General features: G+C 64.3%; 12 protein-coding genes. All 12 read right to left on the bottom strand.

The genetic code is table 11. The annotated features are described in order from the left end of the window. Positions 1 to 30 precede the first annotated feature (30 nt). Complete coding sequence (locus ACYF6X_RS05915; RefSeq protein WP_130018766.1) at positions 31 to 1116, bottom strand: fatty acid desaturase family protein; 1086 nt, start codon at positions 1114 to 1116, stop codon at positions 31 to 33. Then, positions 1113 to 2195 (bottom strand): fatty acid desaturase family protein, encoded by a 1083-nt coding sequence (locus ACYF6X_RS05910; RefSeq protein WP_130018765.1) that lies wholly within the window; start codon positions 2193 to 2195, stop codon positions 1113 to 1115. The genes ACYF6X_RS05915 and ACYF6X_RS05910 overlap by 4 nt, the downstream gene beginning before the upstream one ends. Beyond that, complete coding sequence (locus ACYF6X_RS05905; RefSeq protein WP_130018764.1) at positions 2188 to 3321, bottom strand: sterol desaturase family protein; 1134 nt, start codon at positions 3319 to 3321, stop codon at positions 2188 to 2190. Before ACYF6X_RS05905 ends, ACYF6X_RS05910 begins: the two co-directional genes overlap by 8 nt. After that, complete coding sequence (locus tag ACYF6X_RS05900; RefSeq protein WP_063990207.1) at positions 3318 to 3935, bottom strand: phosphatase PAP2 family protein; 618 nt, start codon at positions 3933 to 3935, stop codon at positions 3318 to 3320. Before ACYF6X_RS05900 ends, ACYF6X_RS05905 begins: the two co-directional genes overlap by 4 nt. Next, positions 3932 to 5218, bottom strand: coding sequence for a F390 synthetase-related protein (locus tag ACYF6X_RS05895; RefSeq protein ID WP_130018763.1), 1287 nt, complete (start codon positions 5216 to 5218; stop codon positions 3932 to 3934). The genes ACYF6X_RS05900 and ACYF6X_RS05895 overlap by 4 nt, the downstream gene beginning before the upstream one ends. Further along, positions 5215 to 6021: an MBL fold metallo-hydrolase gene (locus tag ACYF6X_RS05890; protein ID WP_130018762.1), complete on the bottom strand. Its 807-nt coding sequence runs from the start codon at positions 6019 to 6021 to the stop codon at positions 5215 to 5217. The genes ACYF6X_RS05895 and ACYF6X_RS05890 overlap by 4 nt, the downstream gene beginning before the upstream one ends. Further along, positions 6014 to 7030: an NAD-dependent epimerase/dehydratase family protein gene (locus tag ACYF6X_RS05885; protein ID WP_130018761.1), complete on the bottom strand. Its 1017-nt coding sequence runs from the start codon at positions 7028 to 7030 to the stop codon at positions 6014 to 6016. The genes ACYF6X_RS05890 and ACYF6X_RS05885 overlap by 8 nt, the downstream gene beginning before the upstream one ends. Further along, positions 7027 to 8034, bottom strand: a complete 1008-nt coding sequence (locus ACYF6X_RS05880) for a 3-oxoacyl-[acyl-carrier-protein] synthase III C-terminal domain-containing protein (RefSeq protein ID WP_130018760.1) — start codon at positions 8032 to 8034, stop codon at positions 7027 to 7029. Before ACYF6X_RS05880 ends, ACYF6X_RS05885 begins: the two co-directional genes overlap by 4 nt. 273 nt (positions 8035 to 8307) lie before the next feature. After that, complete coding sequence (gene narI, locus ACYF6X_RS05875) at positions 8308 to 8985, bottom strand: respiratory nitrate reductase subunit gamma (protein ID WP_025303199.1); 678 nt, start codon at positions 8983 to 8985, stop codon at positions 8308 to 8310. A 2-nt stretch (positions 8986 to 8987) separates the two neighbouring features. Then, on the bottom strand, positions 8988 to 9710 hold the full coding sequence (gene narJ / locus ACYF6X_RS05870) for a nitrate reductase molybdenum cofactor assembly chaperone (RefSeq protein ID WP_063990212.1): 723 nt from the start codon (positions 9708 to 9710) through the stop codon (positions 8988 to 8990). Further along, on the bottom strand, positions 9707 to 11251 hold the full coding sequence (gene narH / locus ACYF6X_RS05865; protein WP_130018759.1) for a nitrate reductase subunit beta: 1545 nt from the start codon (positions 11249 to 11251) through the stop codon (positions 9707 to 9709). The genes narJ and narH overlap by 4 nt, the downstream gene beginning before the upstream one ends. Further along, positions 11248 to 15009 (bottom strand): nitrate reductase subunit alpha, encoded by a 3762-nt coding sequence (locus tag ACYF6X_RS05860; protein ID WP_107226356.1) that lies wholly within the window; start codon positions 15007 to 15009, stop codon positions 11248 to 11250. The genes narH and ACYF6X_RS05860 overlap by 4 nt, the downstream gene beginning before the upstream one ends. Positions 15010 to 15135: the final 126 nt, after the last annotated feature.

Here is a 15135-nt window from a genome sequence, read left to right as displayed (position 1 = left end):
CGTAACGCCTCGCACAATCCACATGCAACGCTAATGCGGTTTGCGCCCCATCGCGCTGAGGAAGCGCTGCTGCAGGCGCAACAGCTCCTCCAGCTCCAGCAGGCGGTAGTTGATGCCGAAACGCGGCGCCACCTCGCCGATGATGCGGCTCAGTGCCGGGTAATGGCGATGGCTCCAGTGTGGGAACAGATGATGCGTCAAATGCAGGTTCGCCCCGCCGAGCCAGTATCCCAGCCAGCGCGGCCGAGTCAGCCAGTCGAAGGTGGTGGCGAACACGTGGTGATACCAGCCGTGCGGCATCGCACCCTGCGCCGGCGCCTGGTAAAAATTGGCCTTGGCCCAGTGGGTGCCGATGATCAACATCACGAACAGCAAGGAAGAAAGCATCTGGCTCAGCAAATAGACCAGCAGGATTTGCCCGATGCCGATGGCCGGCGGCAGCAGCCAGCACGGGATCGCCAGCGCCAGCAGCAGGTGTGCCGTCTTGCCCGCCAGAAACCCGCACCAGCCGCGCACGCCCTGCTGCGCCATGCGCGCCGCCACGCGGGTGCGACCCGCCCGGTCCAGCCAGTCGAACAGCCAGATGTAGTACGGGAACGTCAGCGCCGCCACCAGCGGCCAATAGTAACGCTGGGCGCGCATAAAGGGCCGCCAACGCTGGAACGGCGTTTGCCGCAGCACGCCGTTGGCGTCGATGTCGGGGTCGTAATGTTCGATGTTGTTATGGGCATGGTGAAACAGCACGTGACGCACGCGCCAGCAGTCGGGATCCAGCCCCAGCGGGACGCTCACCAGGGCGTTCAGCCAACGGTTGGCCCAGGGCCGACGGAAAAACGCGTTATGCGAGGCGTCGTGCACCACGTTCACCGTCAGGAACATGCCGATAAAGATAAAACCGAAGTAGCAAGCGAAAAACGCCCAGCCGTTTTGCTGCTGCAGGCTCAGCCCGTAGCACAGGCCGCACAGCGTTAACAGCAGCGCCACCTTCGCCAGCATGCCGCCGTCGGCGAAGCGGTGATCGCCGTTGGCCGCCAAATAATGCTGGGCGGCCTGCATCAGCGCGCGATGCAACCCGCCGTCGTCACGCCGATAGGCTAACGGGCGCAGCGGCTTCATGGCTGCCCCATTCGGCGCAAGAAGCGCTGTTGCTGCGCCAGCAGTTCGCGATAGCCGATGCAGCGGTACGCCATGCCGTGCCGCTGTGCGACCTCCGCCACCGCGGCGGCCAGCGCCGGGTAGTGGCGGTGATTCCAGCCGGGAAACAGGTGATGGGTCAGGTGATAGTTCAGCCCGCCGGTCAGGTGCTCCAGCCAGCGCGGCTCGGGCTGCCAGTCGCAGGCGGTGGCGAAATTGTGCCGGTACCAACCGTGCGGCATGTTGTCCCCCGCCGGTGCCGGGTAAAACTCGGCCTGCGCCCAGTGGGTGCCCAGCAGCAGGAACACCACCAGCAGCGAGGCAAACATCTGGCTGAGCGCGTAAGCCAACAGCACCCAGCCCCAACCGATGCCGTGCAGGTGGCACAGGATCAGCGGCACCACCAGCACCAGCGCCACATGGAGCAATTTGCACAGCACGAACAGCGCCCAACCGCCGCGCCCCGCCAGCACGCGTTTTTCCCGCAGCGGCGTTTTATCGAGCCGATCGGACCAATCGAAAATCCACGCGATGTAGGGTAGCGAGAGCGCGGCGATCAGCGGCCAGTACAGATGCTGATAGCGCATATGCGGCCGCCAGCGCTGGAACGGCGTCTGGCGGAAAAAGCCGTTCTCTTCGGTGTCCAGATCGTAGTGTTCGACGTTGGCGTAAACGTGGTGGTAATCCACGTGCCGCGTGCGCCAGTAGTCCGGATCGACGCCCAGCGGCAGCGTCACCAACCGCCCCACCAGGCGATTGGCCCAGGGCGCGCGCAAGAAGGCGTTATGCGAAGCATCGTGATTGACGTTGACGTTGAGCAGCATGCCCATAGCCACGAACAGGAAATAGCAGAGGAAAAACGCCCAGGGTTGATGCTGCATCAGGCTCAGTGCATAAAACCCGATGCACAGCGCTAGCAACAGCGCGGCCTTGGCCAACCGCGCGGTATCGGCATAGCGATGATCGCCCGCCAGGCAGGCGTGCGCCGCGCGCTTGAGATCGCGATGAAACGCCTGCTCGCCATCGGTGGGGAAACGCAGCGGCGGTAATGAGTCAGCCATGCGGTTCCTCCACGGCGGCCGGTGCGGCCACTCGCCCCCAGCCCAGCGCGACGCACAGGGCATGCAGCGCCACGGCGGCCATGGCGATATGCCAATAGCGCTGCGGCCAGCCAAGATAGCCGATAAACAGCAGCGGCATGCCCAGCGCGATCAGCAGCCAGACGGCGCTCGCCCACGGTCGCCCTTCCGTCATGCCGCCCAGCGCTACCGATCCCAACGCCAACAGCACCAGCAGCGCCATTTGCGGCCAGCTGATGTCGCCGTAACCGTAACCGTATTGGTAGACGTAGCCGACCACCAGCGTGAACAACAGCATGGCGCCGCTGAAGACGCAGAGCGCCGAACGGCGGTCGCGCAGCCTGCCCTGCGCCGGGCGCCATGTCAGGCGCAAATAGCGCAGGAACGGCAGATTACTCGCCCAGAAAGGGTTGGCGGACGGCCGATCGCCGCTGACGCCGTAGCTGAACGGCGTGGTCGGTAACGCCGGGCAGAACGTGCCGAACAGTTTGTCCCAGAAGATAAAGCTGCCGCCGAAGTTCTTATTGGAATACGCCATGTCCTTGACGTGGTGCACCCGGTGGTGCGCCGGCGTGACCAGGATTTTTTCCAGCACGCCGAGCTTCGGCGTCAGCGCATTGTGGTTAAACAGCTGAATGCTGTAGTGAAAAATCGACACCGTGACGAACACCGACACTGGCACGCCCGCCAGCGCCAGCAGCAAAAAGAACGGAATCGACGTCAGCGACGAATACCAGGAGTTGCGCACCCCCAGCGACAGATTGAAGTGCTCGCCCTGATGGTGCACCACGTGTACCGCCCACAGCACGCGAAAGCGGTGGTGCAGGCGGTGCAGCCAATAGAAACCGAAGTCCCACGCCAGCAGGGCGAACAGCCACATCAGCAGCGGCGGCCAGGCGTCCAGCAGCCCCAGGCTGAAATGCGCGGCCACGTAGCCGTAGCAGGTGATCTCCAGCCCGCGGAACAGCCACAGCATGATATGGCCGGAGTTCAGATTGAACACCAGATCGTGCCAGTTGACCGGCTCACGGCGCCCCCAATGCAGCGCCACCGCCTCGGCCACCACGATGAACAGCATGAACACTATCGGCAACGCCAGATCGCTCATCCCATTTCTCCTTTAACTACGCGCCTGCGCAGAGTCTTGATGCGCAGGGCCAGCCCGCCGGCGCACAGCGCCAGCAAGGCGCCACCTGCCAAATCGACAAACAAATGGCGACGCAGCTGCAGAATGGAGAACGCGATCGCCACACCCCACAGCATCCACAGCGCCGTCCGCATTTTGCGCTCGCCGTCGCTCAGCGCCCACACCGCCAGCACCGTCAGCGCCATGTGCAACGAAGGCAGGCAGTTCTGCGGCGAATCCACCTGCGTTAACGCCGCCAGCAGCTGCGCGCTGATCCCAACGCCCTCGTTCTGCGGATAGGCCATGGTGGTCGGCCACAGCAGGTAAACGGCCCCGGCGCCCAGCGCCGTCAGCTGCATCGCCAGCGTCAGCCATTTGATTCGCCGCAGCGGCGCCAGCAAATAGCCCGCCGGGACGATGAGGAAGAACGACAGGTAGAGCCAAATGGCCGCCGGGTTGAACGGGATCGCCCGGTCAAGCGCCGACGGCGGCAACAGGGTTCCCGCCCCCTGCAGGCGATCGGTCACGCTATACACCACCCCGACCGTCCCCCAGCCGAGCAACATGTGCCCTAGCCTGAACAGCGTATTTTTCATGCTTCCTCCGCCTGGCGCACGATGCGCCGCCGCTTGCGATCGAACTGCGGCAAAACCGCCTGCGCCGTCAACCGCCATTCGAGCCGATCGGTGGCGATGCCCTGGCGAGCGAACAGCGCGATCAGCTGCGCCTGGCAGTGCGCCAACGCCGCCGGGCTGCAATCGGCGATCAGCTCCAGCCGGTGCTCGCCGCGCTGGATCAGGCGGTAATCGCTGGCCAGCGGCAACGCATTGGCGATCGTCCGGCTGCAGGCATCGGCGAATACCGCCTGCGGCTGCCGCTGCGCATCGGGCAGCATCAGCTGATCGTCGCGCCGCCCTTCGATACGCGCAATCGCCCGCGTCGGCTGCCCGCACGGACAGGGTTCCTTGCGCAGCACCAGCACATCGTCCAGCCGATAACGCACGATCGGCTGCGTGCTGCGGGTGAAATCAGTGATCAACGGCGTGAAACGCTGCTCGTCGATCCACTGCGGTTCGATATGCAAAAACTCTTCGTTCAGATGCAGCGTACCGTGCGCGCAGGTCGCGGCCAGGAACCCCTCGGTAGCCTGATACACTTCGCCAACCGCCGGAAATACCTGCATCAGCAGGCGGCGATCCTGTTCTTCCAACACCTCGGCGACCGAAATCACTTTTTTGACCGGCAGCGTCACCTGCCCGGCCAGCACCGCCAGCGCCAAGGCGCGCAGCACCTGCGCCGGCGCCACGATGATGCTGGGCGCCTGCCGTTCCAGCGCGGGCAGATGCTCGCTGAACGGCGCCAGCAAATCGTAAAACGCCAGGCTCAGCCAACGGTTGTTCACGCTGTGATAGAGGTTATTGTCCGCCCGCAGAAACAGGGCGACACGCTCACCGGCCAGCAGCCCGTCCGGCAGCATCTTCGCCAGCATGCCGCCGGCCCACACCTGCTGTTCGCGCGGGCTGACGACAAACACGCCGCGCTGCCCGGAAGTGCCGGACGACAACCCGACGCTGTAGCGGCCGATCTTCGGCGTGAAATCGCGATCCGCCTCGCTACGCTGCGCGCAGGCCAGCACCGCCTCCCGGCTCAGGCCGGCGGTATTCATCCGGTCGAACTGCGCCATCATCAGCGCCTTGTCCATCTGCGGCCATTCGGCGAACGGCCGGTGGCTGAACCGCTGAAAATAGGGGCTCTGGCTCAGCACCCGACGGGCAAAGCCCACGAGCTGCCGGGCCTGATGCGCCTCCAGCGCCGCACGATCGCCAAAGCGCAGGCGCCGGGCGCGGAAATAGTGCCAAAGGGTCATGAAGGGGATCACAGGTCCCCCTCGTGGCACAGCAAAATGTTGACCTGCCCGCCCGCCCACAGCTGGTTGAGCCGCTCCAGCGTGCGGGTATACGCCGCCGCGTCGTCCATTACCAGATTAGCCAGGCGCGAAGGCCCGCGCAGCGTCTGGTAACTCTGCGGCGACCAGGCGGCGTCGCTGGCCAACAGCGTCCAGCCGGTGTCGGTGAGGATAAAGGCGCCGATATGGCCGGCCGCATGCCCCGGCAGCGGCACCAGCACGATCTGCCCTTCACTGCCCGGCAGCGCGTAACCGAGATCGAACGGCGCCAGCAGCGCGGGCAACGCCACCGAGGGAAAAGCTTCCATAAACTGCAGGCGGCTCTCGAAATCTGCCGGGATCAGACCGGGAATAAAGGCGCGCTTGAGCGCCGCGAAACCGCGCAGCCCGCGGGTTTGCTGCCAGCCTTCGCCGGAGCAAATAAAATCGAGGTGGCTGAAATCCTGCAGCCCGGCGATGTGATCCGCGTGAAAATGCGAGACGATCAGCGCCTGAATGTCGCCTTCGGCGTAACCGGCGTCACGCAGCTGATGCACCAACGACTCAGCGGGGTCGAAGTAGACCGGCGTCATGCGGCGGTAAAGGCTGAACAGCCCCGATTGCGTGTGCTGCTGAAAATAATGCGCGTAGCCGGTATCCCACAGCCAGCGGCGCTCCCCCACCTCCAGCAGATAGGCGCGCGCCGGGAATTTGCACACCCGGAACCCGGCGCCGCGCAGCGCCATGCAGCCGATATGCGTGCAATAGCCCACTTCAAATACGGTGACCTTAGCCATGCTGTCCGCCTCCTTGCTGCCGCAGCCACTCGCCGGTCAGGCGGATCCCCTCCTCCATCGAGTAACGCGGCCGATAGCCCAGCTCTTCGATCGCGCGGGTCTGGCTCAGCGTCATGTCGAAATGCACCGCCGCCACGCTGTAGCGCGTCAGCAGCGGCTCCTTGCCGCTCAGGCTTGCCCACAGCTCCATGCCGCCGGCCAGCGTATGCAGCAGCGGATACGGCACGGCCTGCAGCCGGTAGCGCAGCCCCAGCGCCTGACGCAGCAGCGCATCCAGCATCTCCGCCAGCCGCTGCGGTTGGTGGTTGGTGATGTTGTACACGGCGCCGGACGGCAATCCGCGCTGCCGGCTGGCCAGCGCCATGGCGTGTACCACGTTGGGAGCAAAGGTCAGATCCAGCAACGCCTGCCCGCCGCCGGGCAGCCGCAGCACGCCGCGATCGCGTTCGAGCTGTTGCAACAGCCGCGGCACGATCACCCGATCATACGGGCCAAACAGGCCGCGCGGCCGCAGTATAATGTAGGTGGTTTGCGGATAGATCTTCGCCTGCGCCAACAGGCGTTGTTCGGCCGCATATTTGCTGGCGGCATAGTGATTGGCGAAGCGCCGGGCGCGATAACCCTCATCAAGATCGTAATGCGGCTGAAAATCGAAGTAGATTGCCGGCGTGGAGATATGCACGAAGCGCCGCACGCCGCAGCGCCCGGCCGCCTCCGCCAGCTTCTCCGTCGCCGCGGCGTTGATGCGGTGAAACTCTGCTTTACCGCCCCAGGGCGATGACTTGGCCGCACAGTGCCACACCCACTCGCAGTCGATCACCAGCTCCCGGCACTGCTGCGGCGTGGCCTGCGCCAGATCGAGCGCGCAAAACTCGGCGCCCAACTGACGCAGCGTTTCGCCAACCCGCTCATCGCGGCCGGTGGCGCGCACCTGATGCCCGGCCTCCAGCAACCACTCCGCCGCGTTGCGCCCCAGCCCGCTGGTCGCCCCGGTCACCAGCACCCTCATGGCAGCAACACCATGCCGGCCAGCGCCAGCCCGGCAGCGGTGCCGATCAGCATCACCGGCTGGCCGGGGTTAAAGCGCCCGGTGGTCACGGCGGCATGCAGCGCGGTCGGGATAGAGGCCGCCACCTGATTGCCGTGATGACGGTAGATGTCCACCAGCGCCTCGCTGGAGACGTGCAGCCGTTTGCGCATATGTTCGAGCGACAAATGGCTGGCCTGGTGCGGCACCACGGTGGCGATCTGCGCCAGGGTCAAGCCGCTGGCGCTCAGCAGCCGGTCGAGGTAGCCCTCAATCAGCGCCGACGCCTGACGGAACAGCGGCTTGCCCTGCATATGAAACAGGAAGTCTTGCTCGCACATGCCGACGCGCGGGTTGCGGCGCGTGCCGCCGGCGCGGATCTCGCACAGCTCGCTGCCGGCGGGATAGGTTTCCACCAGGCTGGCGAGGATGCCGCCGGTGCCGTCACCGCGCTCCACGATGGCGCAGGCGGCGCCGTCGCCGAAGATCAGCGACGACTCTTCGTGCTGCCAGTCGATGCCGCGCGAAGCGAGATCCGCCGAGACGATGGCGATACGCCGATACGTCCCGGCGTTCAACAGCCCCCCCGCCACCTGCAGCGCAGAGATAAAGCTGACGCAGCTGCTGTTGATGTCGAAGCCCGGCGTACCCGGTGCCAGCCCGGCGACCTTGAGAATATGCGCGGCGGTGCACGGCAGCGCCTGCACAGATATCGCCGAGGCGGAGATCAAAAGGTCAATGGAGGCTGCCGGCATGACGCTGCGGGCCAGCGCGTCTTGCAGCGCGGCAGCGGCGAGCTCGGCCTGGCTGGCGTCGTCGGCGGCGTGATAGCGGTAAACGATGCCCGAGCGTTTTTCAACGTAGCCGGCCGGTTTCCCCAGGCGAGCATCGAGCGTAGAGGAGGCCACGCGGTTGGGCGGCAACGCGGCCCCGGTGGCGATGATTTTCAGAGGCAACAGCTCGGGTGAGCGACATTGTGTGGTCATTATTGTTATTGATTAACCTGACTATCCATAAAGCGATTCTCCCGCACGGCGTTAAGGCCATGCGGATCATCCCCGGTTTTTATGTCCCAAAAGGCCTTTCATCAAGGCGGTATCTCTTGTTATCGGCTACCACGGGCCGACATCCGTCGGCGGAAGCATAAGCGTAACATTACTGAGATATTCAGTTTACGGCAAGGCGGCGAGAATGGGCAGGTGGCGGGAGAATTATCGGAATAGCGCCGCCGCTGGCGATCGGCGGCGGCGGGGTCAGGCTCAGCGGCGGTTGCGCACCAGCTGGTAACGGCGGGTCAGGTACTCGACCGGCGCACTCCAGATATGCACCAGGCGGCAGAACGGGAACAGCACGAACAGCGTCATACCCAGTACCATGTGCAGTTTGAAGATAATCGCCACGCCCTCCAGGTGCGCAGAGGCGCCGGCGTGGAAGGTCACCACCGCCTGCGCCCAGGCCACCAGCTTCATCATTTCGCTGCCGTCCATATGCTGGGCGGAGAACGGAATGGTCAGCAGACCGAGGCACACCTGCACCACCAGCAACGTCAGGATCATGATGTCGGCGAAGCTGCTGGTGGCGCGCACCCGCGGGTTGGTCAACCGGCGCTTCAGCAACAGCGCGCCGCCGATCAGCGTCATCAGGCCGCAGGCGCCGCCGGCGATCATCGCCAGCTTCTGCTTCACATCGATCGGCAGGAAGGCCTCATACATCCAGTGCGGCGTCAGCATGCCGAGGAAGTGGCCTGCGAAGATGCCGATAATGCCGATGTGAAACAGGTTGGACGCCAGCCGCATGCCCTTTTTATCCAGCATCTGGCTGGAGCCGGCGCGCCAGCTGTACTGCCCGTAGTCATAACGCAACCAGCTGCCGATCAGGAACACCGCGCCGGCCAGATAAGGGTAGATATCGAAGAAGAACTGATTCAAAAATTGCATGATTAGCGTCCTTTGGTTCCGGTTAACGCATCCGTCAAGTCCAGATACTGTGGCGCCACCGCGCCGGCGAAGCGCCGCTGGTGCGCCGTCTGCTGGGCGGAGGCGCAGCCCTGTTCGCCGAGAAACTTGACCTGCTCCTCTTCCCACACCGCATCCAGCGCCTGCGGCGTATCGTCGCGCGCCTCCTGCGCCACCTGGGTCTCCAGCGTCTGGGCCTGCACCTCGCTGCCGGACAGCGCCAACAGCAGATCGAACAGCACCGCGTACGGGCTTTCGCGCTGTTGCAGGCGCGCGCCCAGCAGCGCCAGGATCGGCGCGATGTCCTGCAGCCCTTCCCGTGCCTGCGCCGCGCTGCGGCTGGCCAGATACTCCAGGTACAGCGGCAGGAAATCCGGCAGCTCGCGGCTGTCGATCTCGAGCCCGGCGGCGCGGTACTGCGCCATCAGATCGACCATCGCCTGGCCGCGATCGCGCGACTCGCCGTGCACGTGCTCAAACAGCAGCAGCGAGGTGGCGCGGCCGCGATCGAACAGCTCGCAATAGTCGGCCTGCACGTCCAGCAGCGGGCGTGCACACAGGCGGCGGATAAACAGAATCAGCTGCGCGCTGTGGTGCAGATCCAGCTCGCTGGCCGGCTCCAGCGCCTCGATCAGCGCCTGCTGATGGTCAAACAGGACCTGCTCCGGGTAATCCAGCAGGCGGGCGATCACTTTCAGGCTGATCATGAGGCGTCCTCCGACCGCGCGGTTTTCGCGGTCACGTCGATGGCGTCGATGCGGCGGCTGTTGAACAGGTTGAACTTGCCGTCGCTGCCGTGGCAGCCGTCGCCGAAGCTGAAGCCGCAACCCTTGCTTTCCGGGAAGGCTTCGCGCGCCAGCTCGCGGTGGCTCGACGGCACCACAAAGCGATCTTCATAGTTGGCGATCGCCAGGTAGCGGTACATCTCCTGCGCCTGCGCTTCGCTCAGGCCAACCTGCTCCAGCGCGCTGGTGTCCACCACGCCGTCGACGGTTTCCGCCCGTTTGTAATGGCGCATCGCCAGCATGCGTTTCAGCGCCAGCAACACCGGTTCGGTATCGCCGGCGGTCAGCAGGTTCGCCAGATACTGCACCGGAATGCGCAGGCTCTCGACGTCCGGCAGTACGCCGCTGTGCGCCAACTCGCCGGCGTCGGCGGCGGACTGAATCGGCGACAACGGCGGCACGTACCACACCATCGGCAGCGTACGGTATTCCGGGTGCAGCGGCAGCGCCAGCTTCCAATCCATCGCCATTTTGTACACCGGCGACTGCTGGGCAGCTTCAATGACGCCCTGCGGCACGCCGTCCGCCAGCGCCTGAGCAATCACCTTGGGATCATGCGGATCGAGGAAGATATCGAGCTGGCTCTGATACAGATCCTTGTCGTTCTCCACCGCCGCCGCCTGCTCGATGCGGTCGGCATCGTACAGCAGCACGCCGAGGTAGCGAATGCGGCCCACGCAGGTCTCCGAACACACCGTCGGCTGCCCGGCTTCGATGCGCGGGTAGCAGAAGATGCACTTCTCGGACTTGCCGCTCTTCCAGTTGAAGTAGATTTTCTTGTACGGGCAGCCGGTCAGGCACATGCGCCAACCGCGGCACTTGTCCTGGTCGATCAGCACGATGCCGTCTTCGCCGCGCTTGTAGATCGCCCCGCTCGGGCAGGTGGCGACACAGGCCGGGTTGAGGCAGTGCTCGCACAGGCGCGGCAGGTACATCATGAAGGTGTTTTCGAATTGGCCGTACATCGCCTTCTGCAGGTTGTCGAAATTCTTGTCCTGCGAGCGTTTTTCGAATTCCCCGCCGAGGATCTCCTCCCAGTTCGGGCCGCTTTCGATCTTGTTCATGCGCTGGCCGGTGATCAGCGAGCGCGGGCGGGACACCGGCTGGTGCTTGCCCTGTTTGGCGGTGTGCAGATGCTGGTAGTCGTAATCGAACGGCTCGTAGTAGTCGTCCAGCGCCGGCACGTCCGGGTTGGCGAAGATTTTCGCCAGCACGCCGACGCGGTTGCCCATGCGCGGTTCCAGCTTGCCGTTGATTTTACGGATCCAACCGCCCTTCCATTTTTCCTGATCTTCCCAGGCGTGCGGATACCCGACGCCAGGCTTGCTTTCCACGTTATTGAACCAGGCGTATTCCATACCCTCGCGGCTGGTCCAGACGTTTTTGCAGGTGACCGAACAAGTGTGGCAACCGATGCACTTGTCCAGATTCAGCACCATGCCGACTTGCGAACGAATTTTCATTTGCTGTTCTCCTGCTGACTGCCCTGCGCGTAGTCGTTGCCTTCGTCGTCCAACCAATCAATGCGGTTCATCTTGCGCACCACCACGAACTCGTCGCGGTTGGAGCCGACGGTGCCGTAGTAGTTGAAGCCGTAGGCCAGCTGCGCATAGCCGCCGATCATGTGGGTCGGCTTCGGACAGGCGCGGGTCACCGAGTTGTGGATGCCGCCACGCTGGCTGGTGATCTCCGAGCCCGGCAGGTTCACGATGCGCTCCTGCGCGTGGTACATCATGGTCATACCGGCCGGGATACGCTGGCTGACCACCGCGCGCGCCGTCAGCGCGCCGTTGGCGTTGAAGGCCTCGATCCAGTCGTTGTCCGCGATGCCCAGATCTTTGGCGTCGTCTTCGCTCAGCCAGACGATCGGGCCGCCGCGCGACAGCGTCAGCATCAACAGGTTGTCGCTGTAGGTGGAGTGAATCCCCCACTTCTGGTGCGGCGTCAGGAAGTTCAGCGCCTTCTCCTTGTTGCCGTTCGGCTTGCTGTTGAGCAACGGCTGGGCGGCGCGGGTGTCGATCGGCGGCCGGTATACCAGCAGGCTTTCACCGAAGGCGCGCATCCACTCGTGGTCCTGATACAGCTGTTGACGGCCGCTGAGGGTGCGCCACGGGATCAGCTCGTGCACGTTGGTGTAACAGGCGTTGTAGGAAACGTGTTCGTCTTCCAGACCGGACCAGGTCGGGCTGGAGATGATTTTGCGCGGCTGCGCCTGAATATCGCGGAAGCGAATTTTCTCGTCTTCCTTGTTCAGCGCCAGATGCCGGTGATCGCGGCCGGTGACGTTGCTCAGGGCCTCCCAGGCTTTTACCGCCACCTGGCCGTTGGTTTCCGGCGCCAGCGACAGGATCACTTCCGCCGCGTCTATCGCGCTCTCGATCTTCGGCCGCCCCGCCGCCGGGCCGTCGGCCTTGACGTAGTTAAGCTGCTTGAGGAAGTCGACCTCGGTTTGGGTGTTCCAGCTGATGCCCTTGCCGCCGTTGCCCAGTTTGTCCAGCAGCGGCCCCAGCGAAGTGAAGCGCTCGTAGGTGGCCGGGTAATCGCGTTCCACCGCGATGATGTGCGGCGCGGTTTTGCCCGGGATCAGATCGCACTCGCCTTTCTTCCAGTCCTGCACGCCGTAAGGCTGTGCCAGTTCGGCGGCGGAATCGTGCTGGATAGGCAGCGTCACCACGTCGGTTTCCTGGCCCAGATGGCCAACGCACACCTCGGAGAAGGCCTTGGCGATGCCCTTGTAGATCTCCCAGTCGCTCTTCGAATCCCAGGCCGGATCGACCGCCGCCGACAGCGGATGGATGAACGGGTGCATGTCGGAGGTGTTCATGTCGTCTTTTTCGTACCAGGTGGCGGTCGGCAGCACCACGTCGGAGTACAGGCAGGTGCTCGACATGCGGAAATCGAGCGTCACCACCAGATCCAGCTTGCCTTCGCCGCCCTGCTCGCGCCATTCCACTTCCTGCGGCTTCACGCCGCCCTGCTGGCCGAGATCTTTCCCCTGGATGCCGTTTTCGGTGCCCAACAGGTATTTGAGCATGTACTCATGGCCCTTGCCGGAGGAGCCCAGCAGGTTGGAGCGCCAGACGAACAGGTTGCGCGGGAAGTTCTGCGGATTGTCCGGCTGCTCGGCGGCGAAGCCCAGCGTGCCGTTCTTCAGGCTGTCGACGGTGAACTCGACCGGCGACTGGCCGGCGGCGCGGGCCTGCTCCGCCAGGCGCAGCGGGTTGGTGCCCAGCTGCGGCGCCGACGGCAGCCAGCCCATGCGCTCAGCGCGCACGTTGAAGTCGATCAGGCTGCCGCCGAAGCGCGACTTGTCCGCCAGCGGCGACAGCAGCTCGTCGGTGCCGACGGTTTCATAGCGCCATTGGCTGGAATGGTTGTAGAAGAACGAGGTGCTGTTCATATGGCGCGGTGGGCGCTGCCAGTCGAGGCCGAACGCCAGCGGCAGCCAGCCGGTTTGCGGCCGCAGTTTTTCCTGGCCGACGTAGTGCGCCCAGCCGCCGCCGCTCTGGCCGACGCAACCACAGAAGATCAGCATGTTGATCAAGCCGCGGTAGGTCATATCCATGTGATACCAGTGGTTGACGCCGGCGCCGACGATGATCATCGAACGGCCGTGAGTCTTCTCGGCGTTTTCCGCGAACTCGCGGGCAATGCGGATGATGTTGTGGCGCGACACACCTGTGATCTGCTCGGCCCAGGCCGGGCTGTAGGCCTTGACCTCGTCATAGTCGGCGGCGCAGTTGGCGTCGCCCAGCCCGCGCTCGAGGCCGTAATTAGCCAGCGTCAGGTCGTACACGCTGGTCACCAGCGCTTCGCTGCCGTCCGCCAGCTGCAGGCGTTTCACCGGCAGTTTGTGCAGCAGGATCTCGTCCAGCGCCACGCTGTTGAAATGCTCACTGTCGGCGCCGCCGAAGTACGGGAAGCCCACCTCGGCAACGTCGTCATGCATGCCCAACAGGCTGAGCTGCAGCTCGACTTCCTGTTGCGACTTGCCCTCGCGCTGTTCCAGGTTCCACTTGCCCTTCTCGCCCCAGCGGAAGCCGATGGAGCCCTGCGGCGCCACCAGATCGCCGCTGCGGCTGTCGATAGCGACGGTTTTCCACTCGGGATTGTTTTCCTGGCCCAGTCCGTCCACCAGATCGGCGGCGCGCAGCAGGCGGCCGGCGGCGTAATGGCCGCCTTCACGCGCTTCCAGCAGCACCAGCATCGGCATATCGGTATAGCGGCGCACATAGTCGCGGAAGTAGCCGACTTCGCGATCGAGATGGAACTCTTTCAGCATCACGTGGCCCATCGCCAGCGCCATCGCGCTGTCGGTGCCCTGCTTCGGATTCAGCCAGTGGTCACACAGCTTGGCGACTTCGGCATAGTCCGGCGTCACCGCCACGGTTTTGGTGCCCTTGTAACGCACTTCGGTAAAGAAGTGGGCGTCCGGAGTGCGCGTCTGCGGCACGTTGGAGCCCCAGGCGATAATGTAGGAGGAGTTGTACCAGTCGGCGGATTCCGGCACGTCGGTCTGCTCGCCCCAGGTCATCGGCGAGGCCGGCGGCAGATCGCAATACCAGTCGTAGAAGCTCAGGCAGGCGCCGCCGATCAGCGACAGATAGCGGGCGCCGGCGGCGTAGGACACCATCGACATTGCCGGGATCGGCGAGAAGCCGATGATACGGTCCGGGCCGAAGGTTTTGGCGGTATAGACGTTGGCGGCGGCGATCAGTTCATTGACCTCCTGCCAGCTGGATCGGACGAAGCCGCCGCGGCCGCGCGCCACCTTGTAGCTTTTGGCTTTTTCCGCATCGCCGACGATAGACCCCCAGGCCGCGACCGGATCGCTGTGCTGCGCTTTCGCCTCGCGCCACAGCTTGAGCAGACGCTTGCGCATCAGCGGGTATTTCAGCCGGTTGGCGCTGTACAGGTACCAGGAGTAGCTGGCGCCGCGCGGGCAGCCGCGCGGTTCATGGTTGGGCAGATCGGGCCGGGTGCGCGGGTAGTCGGTTTGCTGGGTTTCCCAGGTCACCAGACCATTCTTCACGTAAATCTTCCAACTGCAGGAACCGGTACAGTTTACGCCGTGGGTGGAACGCACCACTTTGTCGTGCTGCCAACGGCTGCGGTAGCCGTCTTCCCAGTCGCGGTTGGTGTTCAAGGTCTGGCCGTGCTCGCCAGAAAAAGGCTCCGCCAACTGCTTGAAATAGCGGAAACGGTCTAAAAATTTGCTCATCCGGAATGCTCCTGAAGGCTCTTGTCGTTATAAGAAGACATGCTCAATCTGCCGCCAGCCTACTGACGGCCAACCGGCGGCAAATTGATTGCGATCAAGAGAAAGCGGGAGGCGACGCGCGCGCCG

The sequence above is a fragment of the Serratia sp. ID 25-353 genome (assembly GCF_054792795.1).
Note: the sequence above shows the minus strand (reverse complement) of the source record. Positions and strands in the feature narration are given on the sequence as shown.

Coding starts and splice junctions, on each gene's coding strand:
- ACYF6X_RS05915 (WP_130018766.1), bottom strand. CDS start 1,116: ATGAAGCCGCTGCGCCCGTTAGCCTATCGGCGTGACGACGGCGGGTTG.
- ACYF6X_RS05910 (WP_130018765.1), bottom strand. CDS start 2,195: ATGGCTGACTCATTACCGCCGCTGCGTTTCCCCACCGATGGCGAGCAG.
- ACYF6X_RS05905 (WP_130018764.1), bottom strand. CDS start 3,321: ATGAGCGATCTGGCGTTGCCGATAGTGTTCATGCTGTTCATCGTGGTG.
- ACYF6X_RS05900 (WP_063990207.1), bottom strand. CDS start 3,935: ATGAAAAATACGCTGTTCAGGCTAGGGCACATGTTGCTCGGCTGGGGG.
- ACYF6X_RS05890 (WP_130018762.1), bottom strand. CDS start 6,021: ATGGCTAAGGTCACCGTATTTGAAGTGGGCTATTGCACGCATATCGGC.
- ACYF6X_RS05885 (WP_130018761.1), bottom strand. CDS start 7,030: ATGAGGGTGCTGGTGACCGGGGCGACCAGCGGGCTGGGGCGCAACGCG.
- ACYF6X_RS05880 (WP_130018760.1), bottom strand. CDS start 8,034: ATGACCACACAATGTCGCTCACCCGAGCTGTTGCCTCTGAAAATCATC.
- narI (WP_025303199.1), bottom strand. CDS start 8,985: ATGCAATTTTTGAATCAGTTCTTCTTCGATATCTACCCTTATCTGGCC.
- narJ (WP_063990212.1), bottom strand. CDS start 9,710: ATGATCAGCCTGAAAGTGATCGCCCGCCTGCTGGATTACCCGGAGCAG.
- narH (WP_130018759.1), bottom strand. CDS start 11,251: ATGAAAATTCGTTCGCAAGTCGGCATGGTGCTGAATCTGGACAAGTGC.
- ACYF6X_RS05860 (WP_107226356.1), bottom strand. CDS start 15,009: ATGAGCAAATTTTTAGACCGTTTCCGCTATTTCAAGCAGTTGGCGGAG.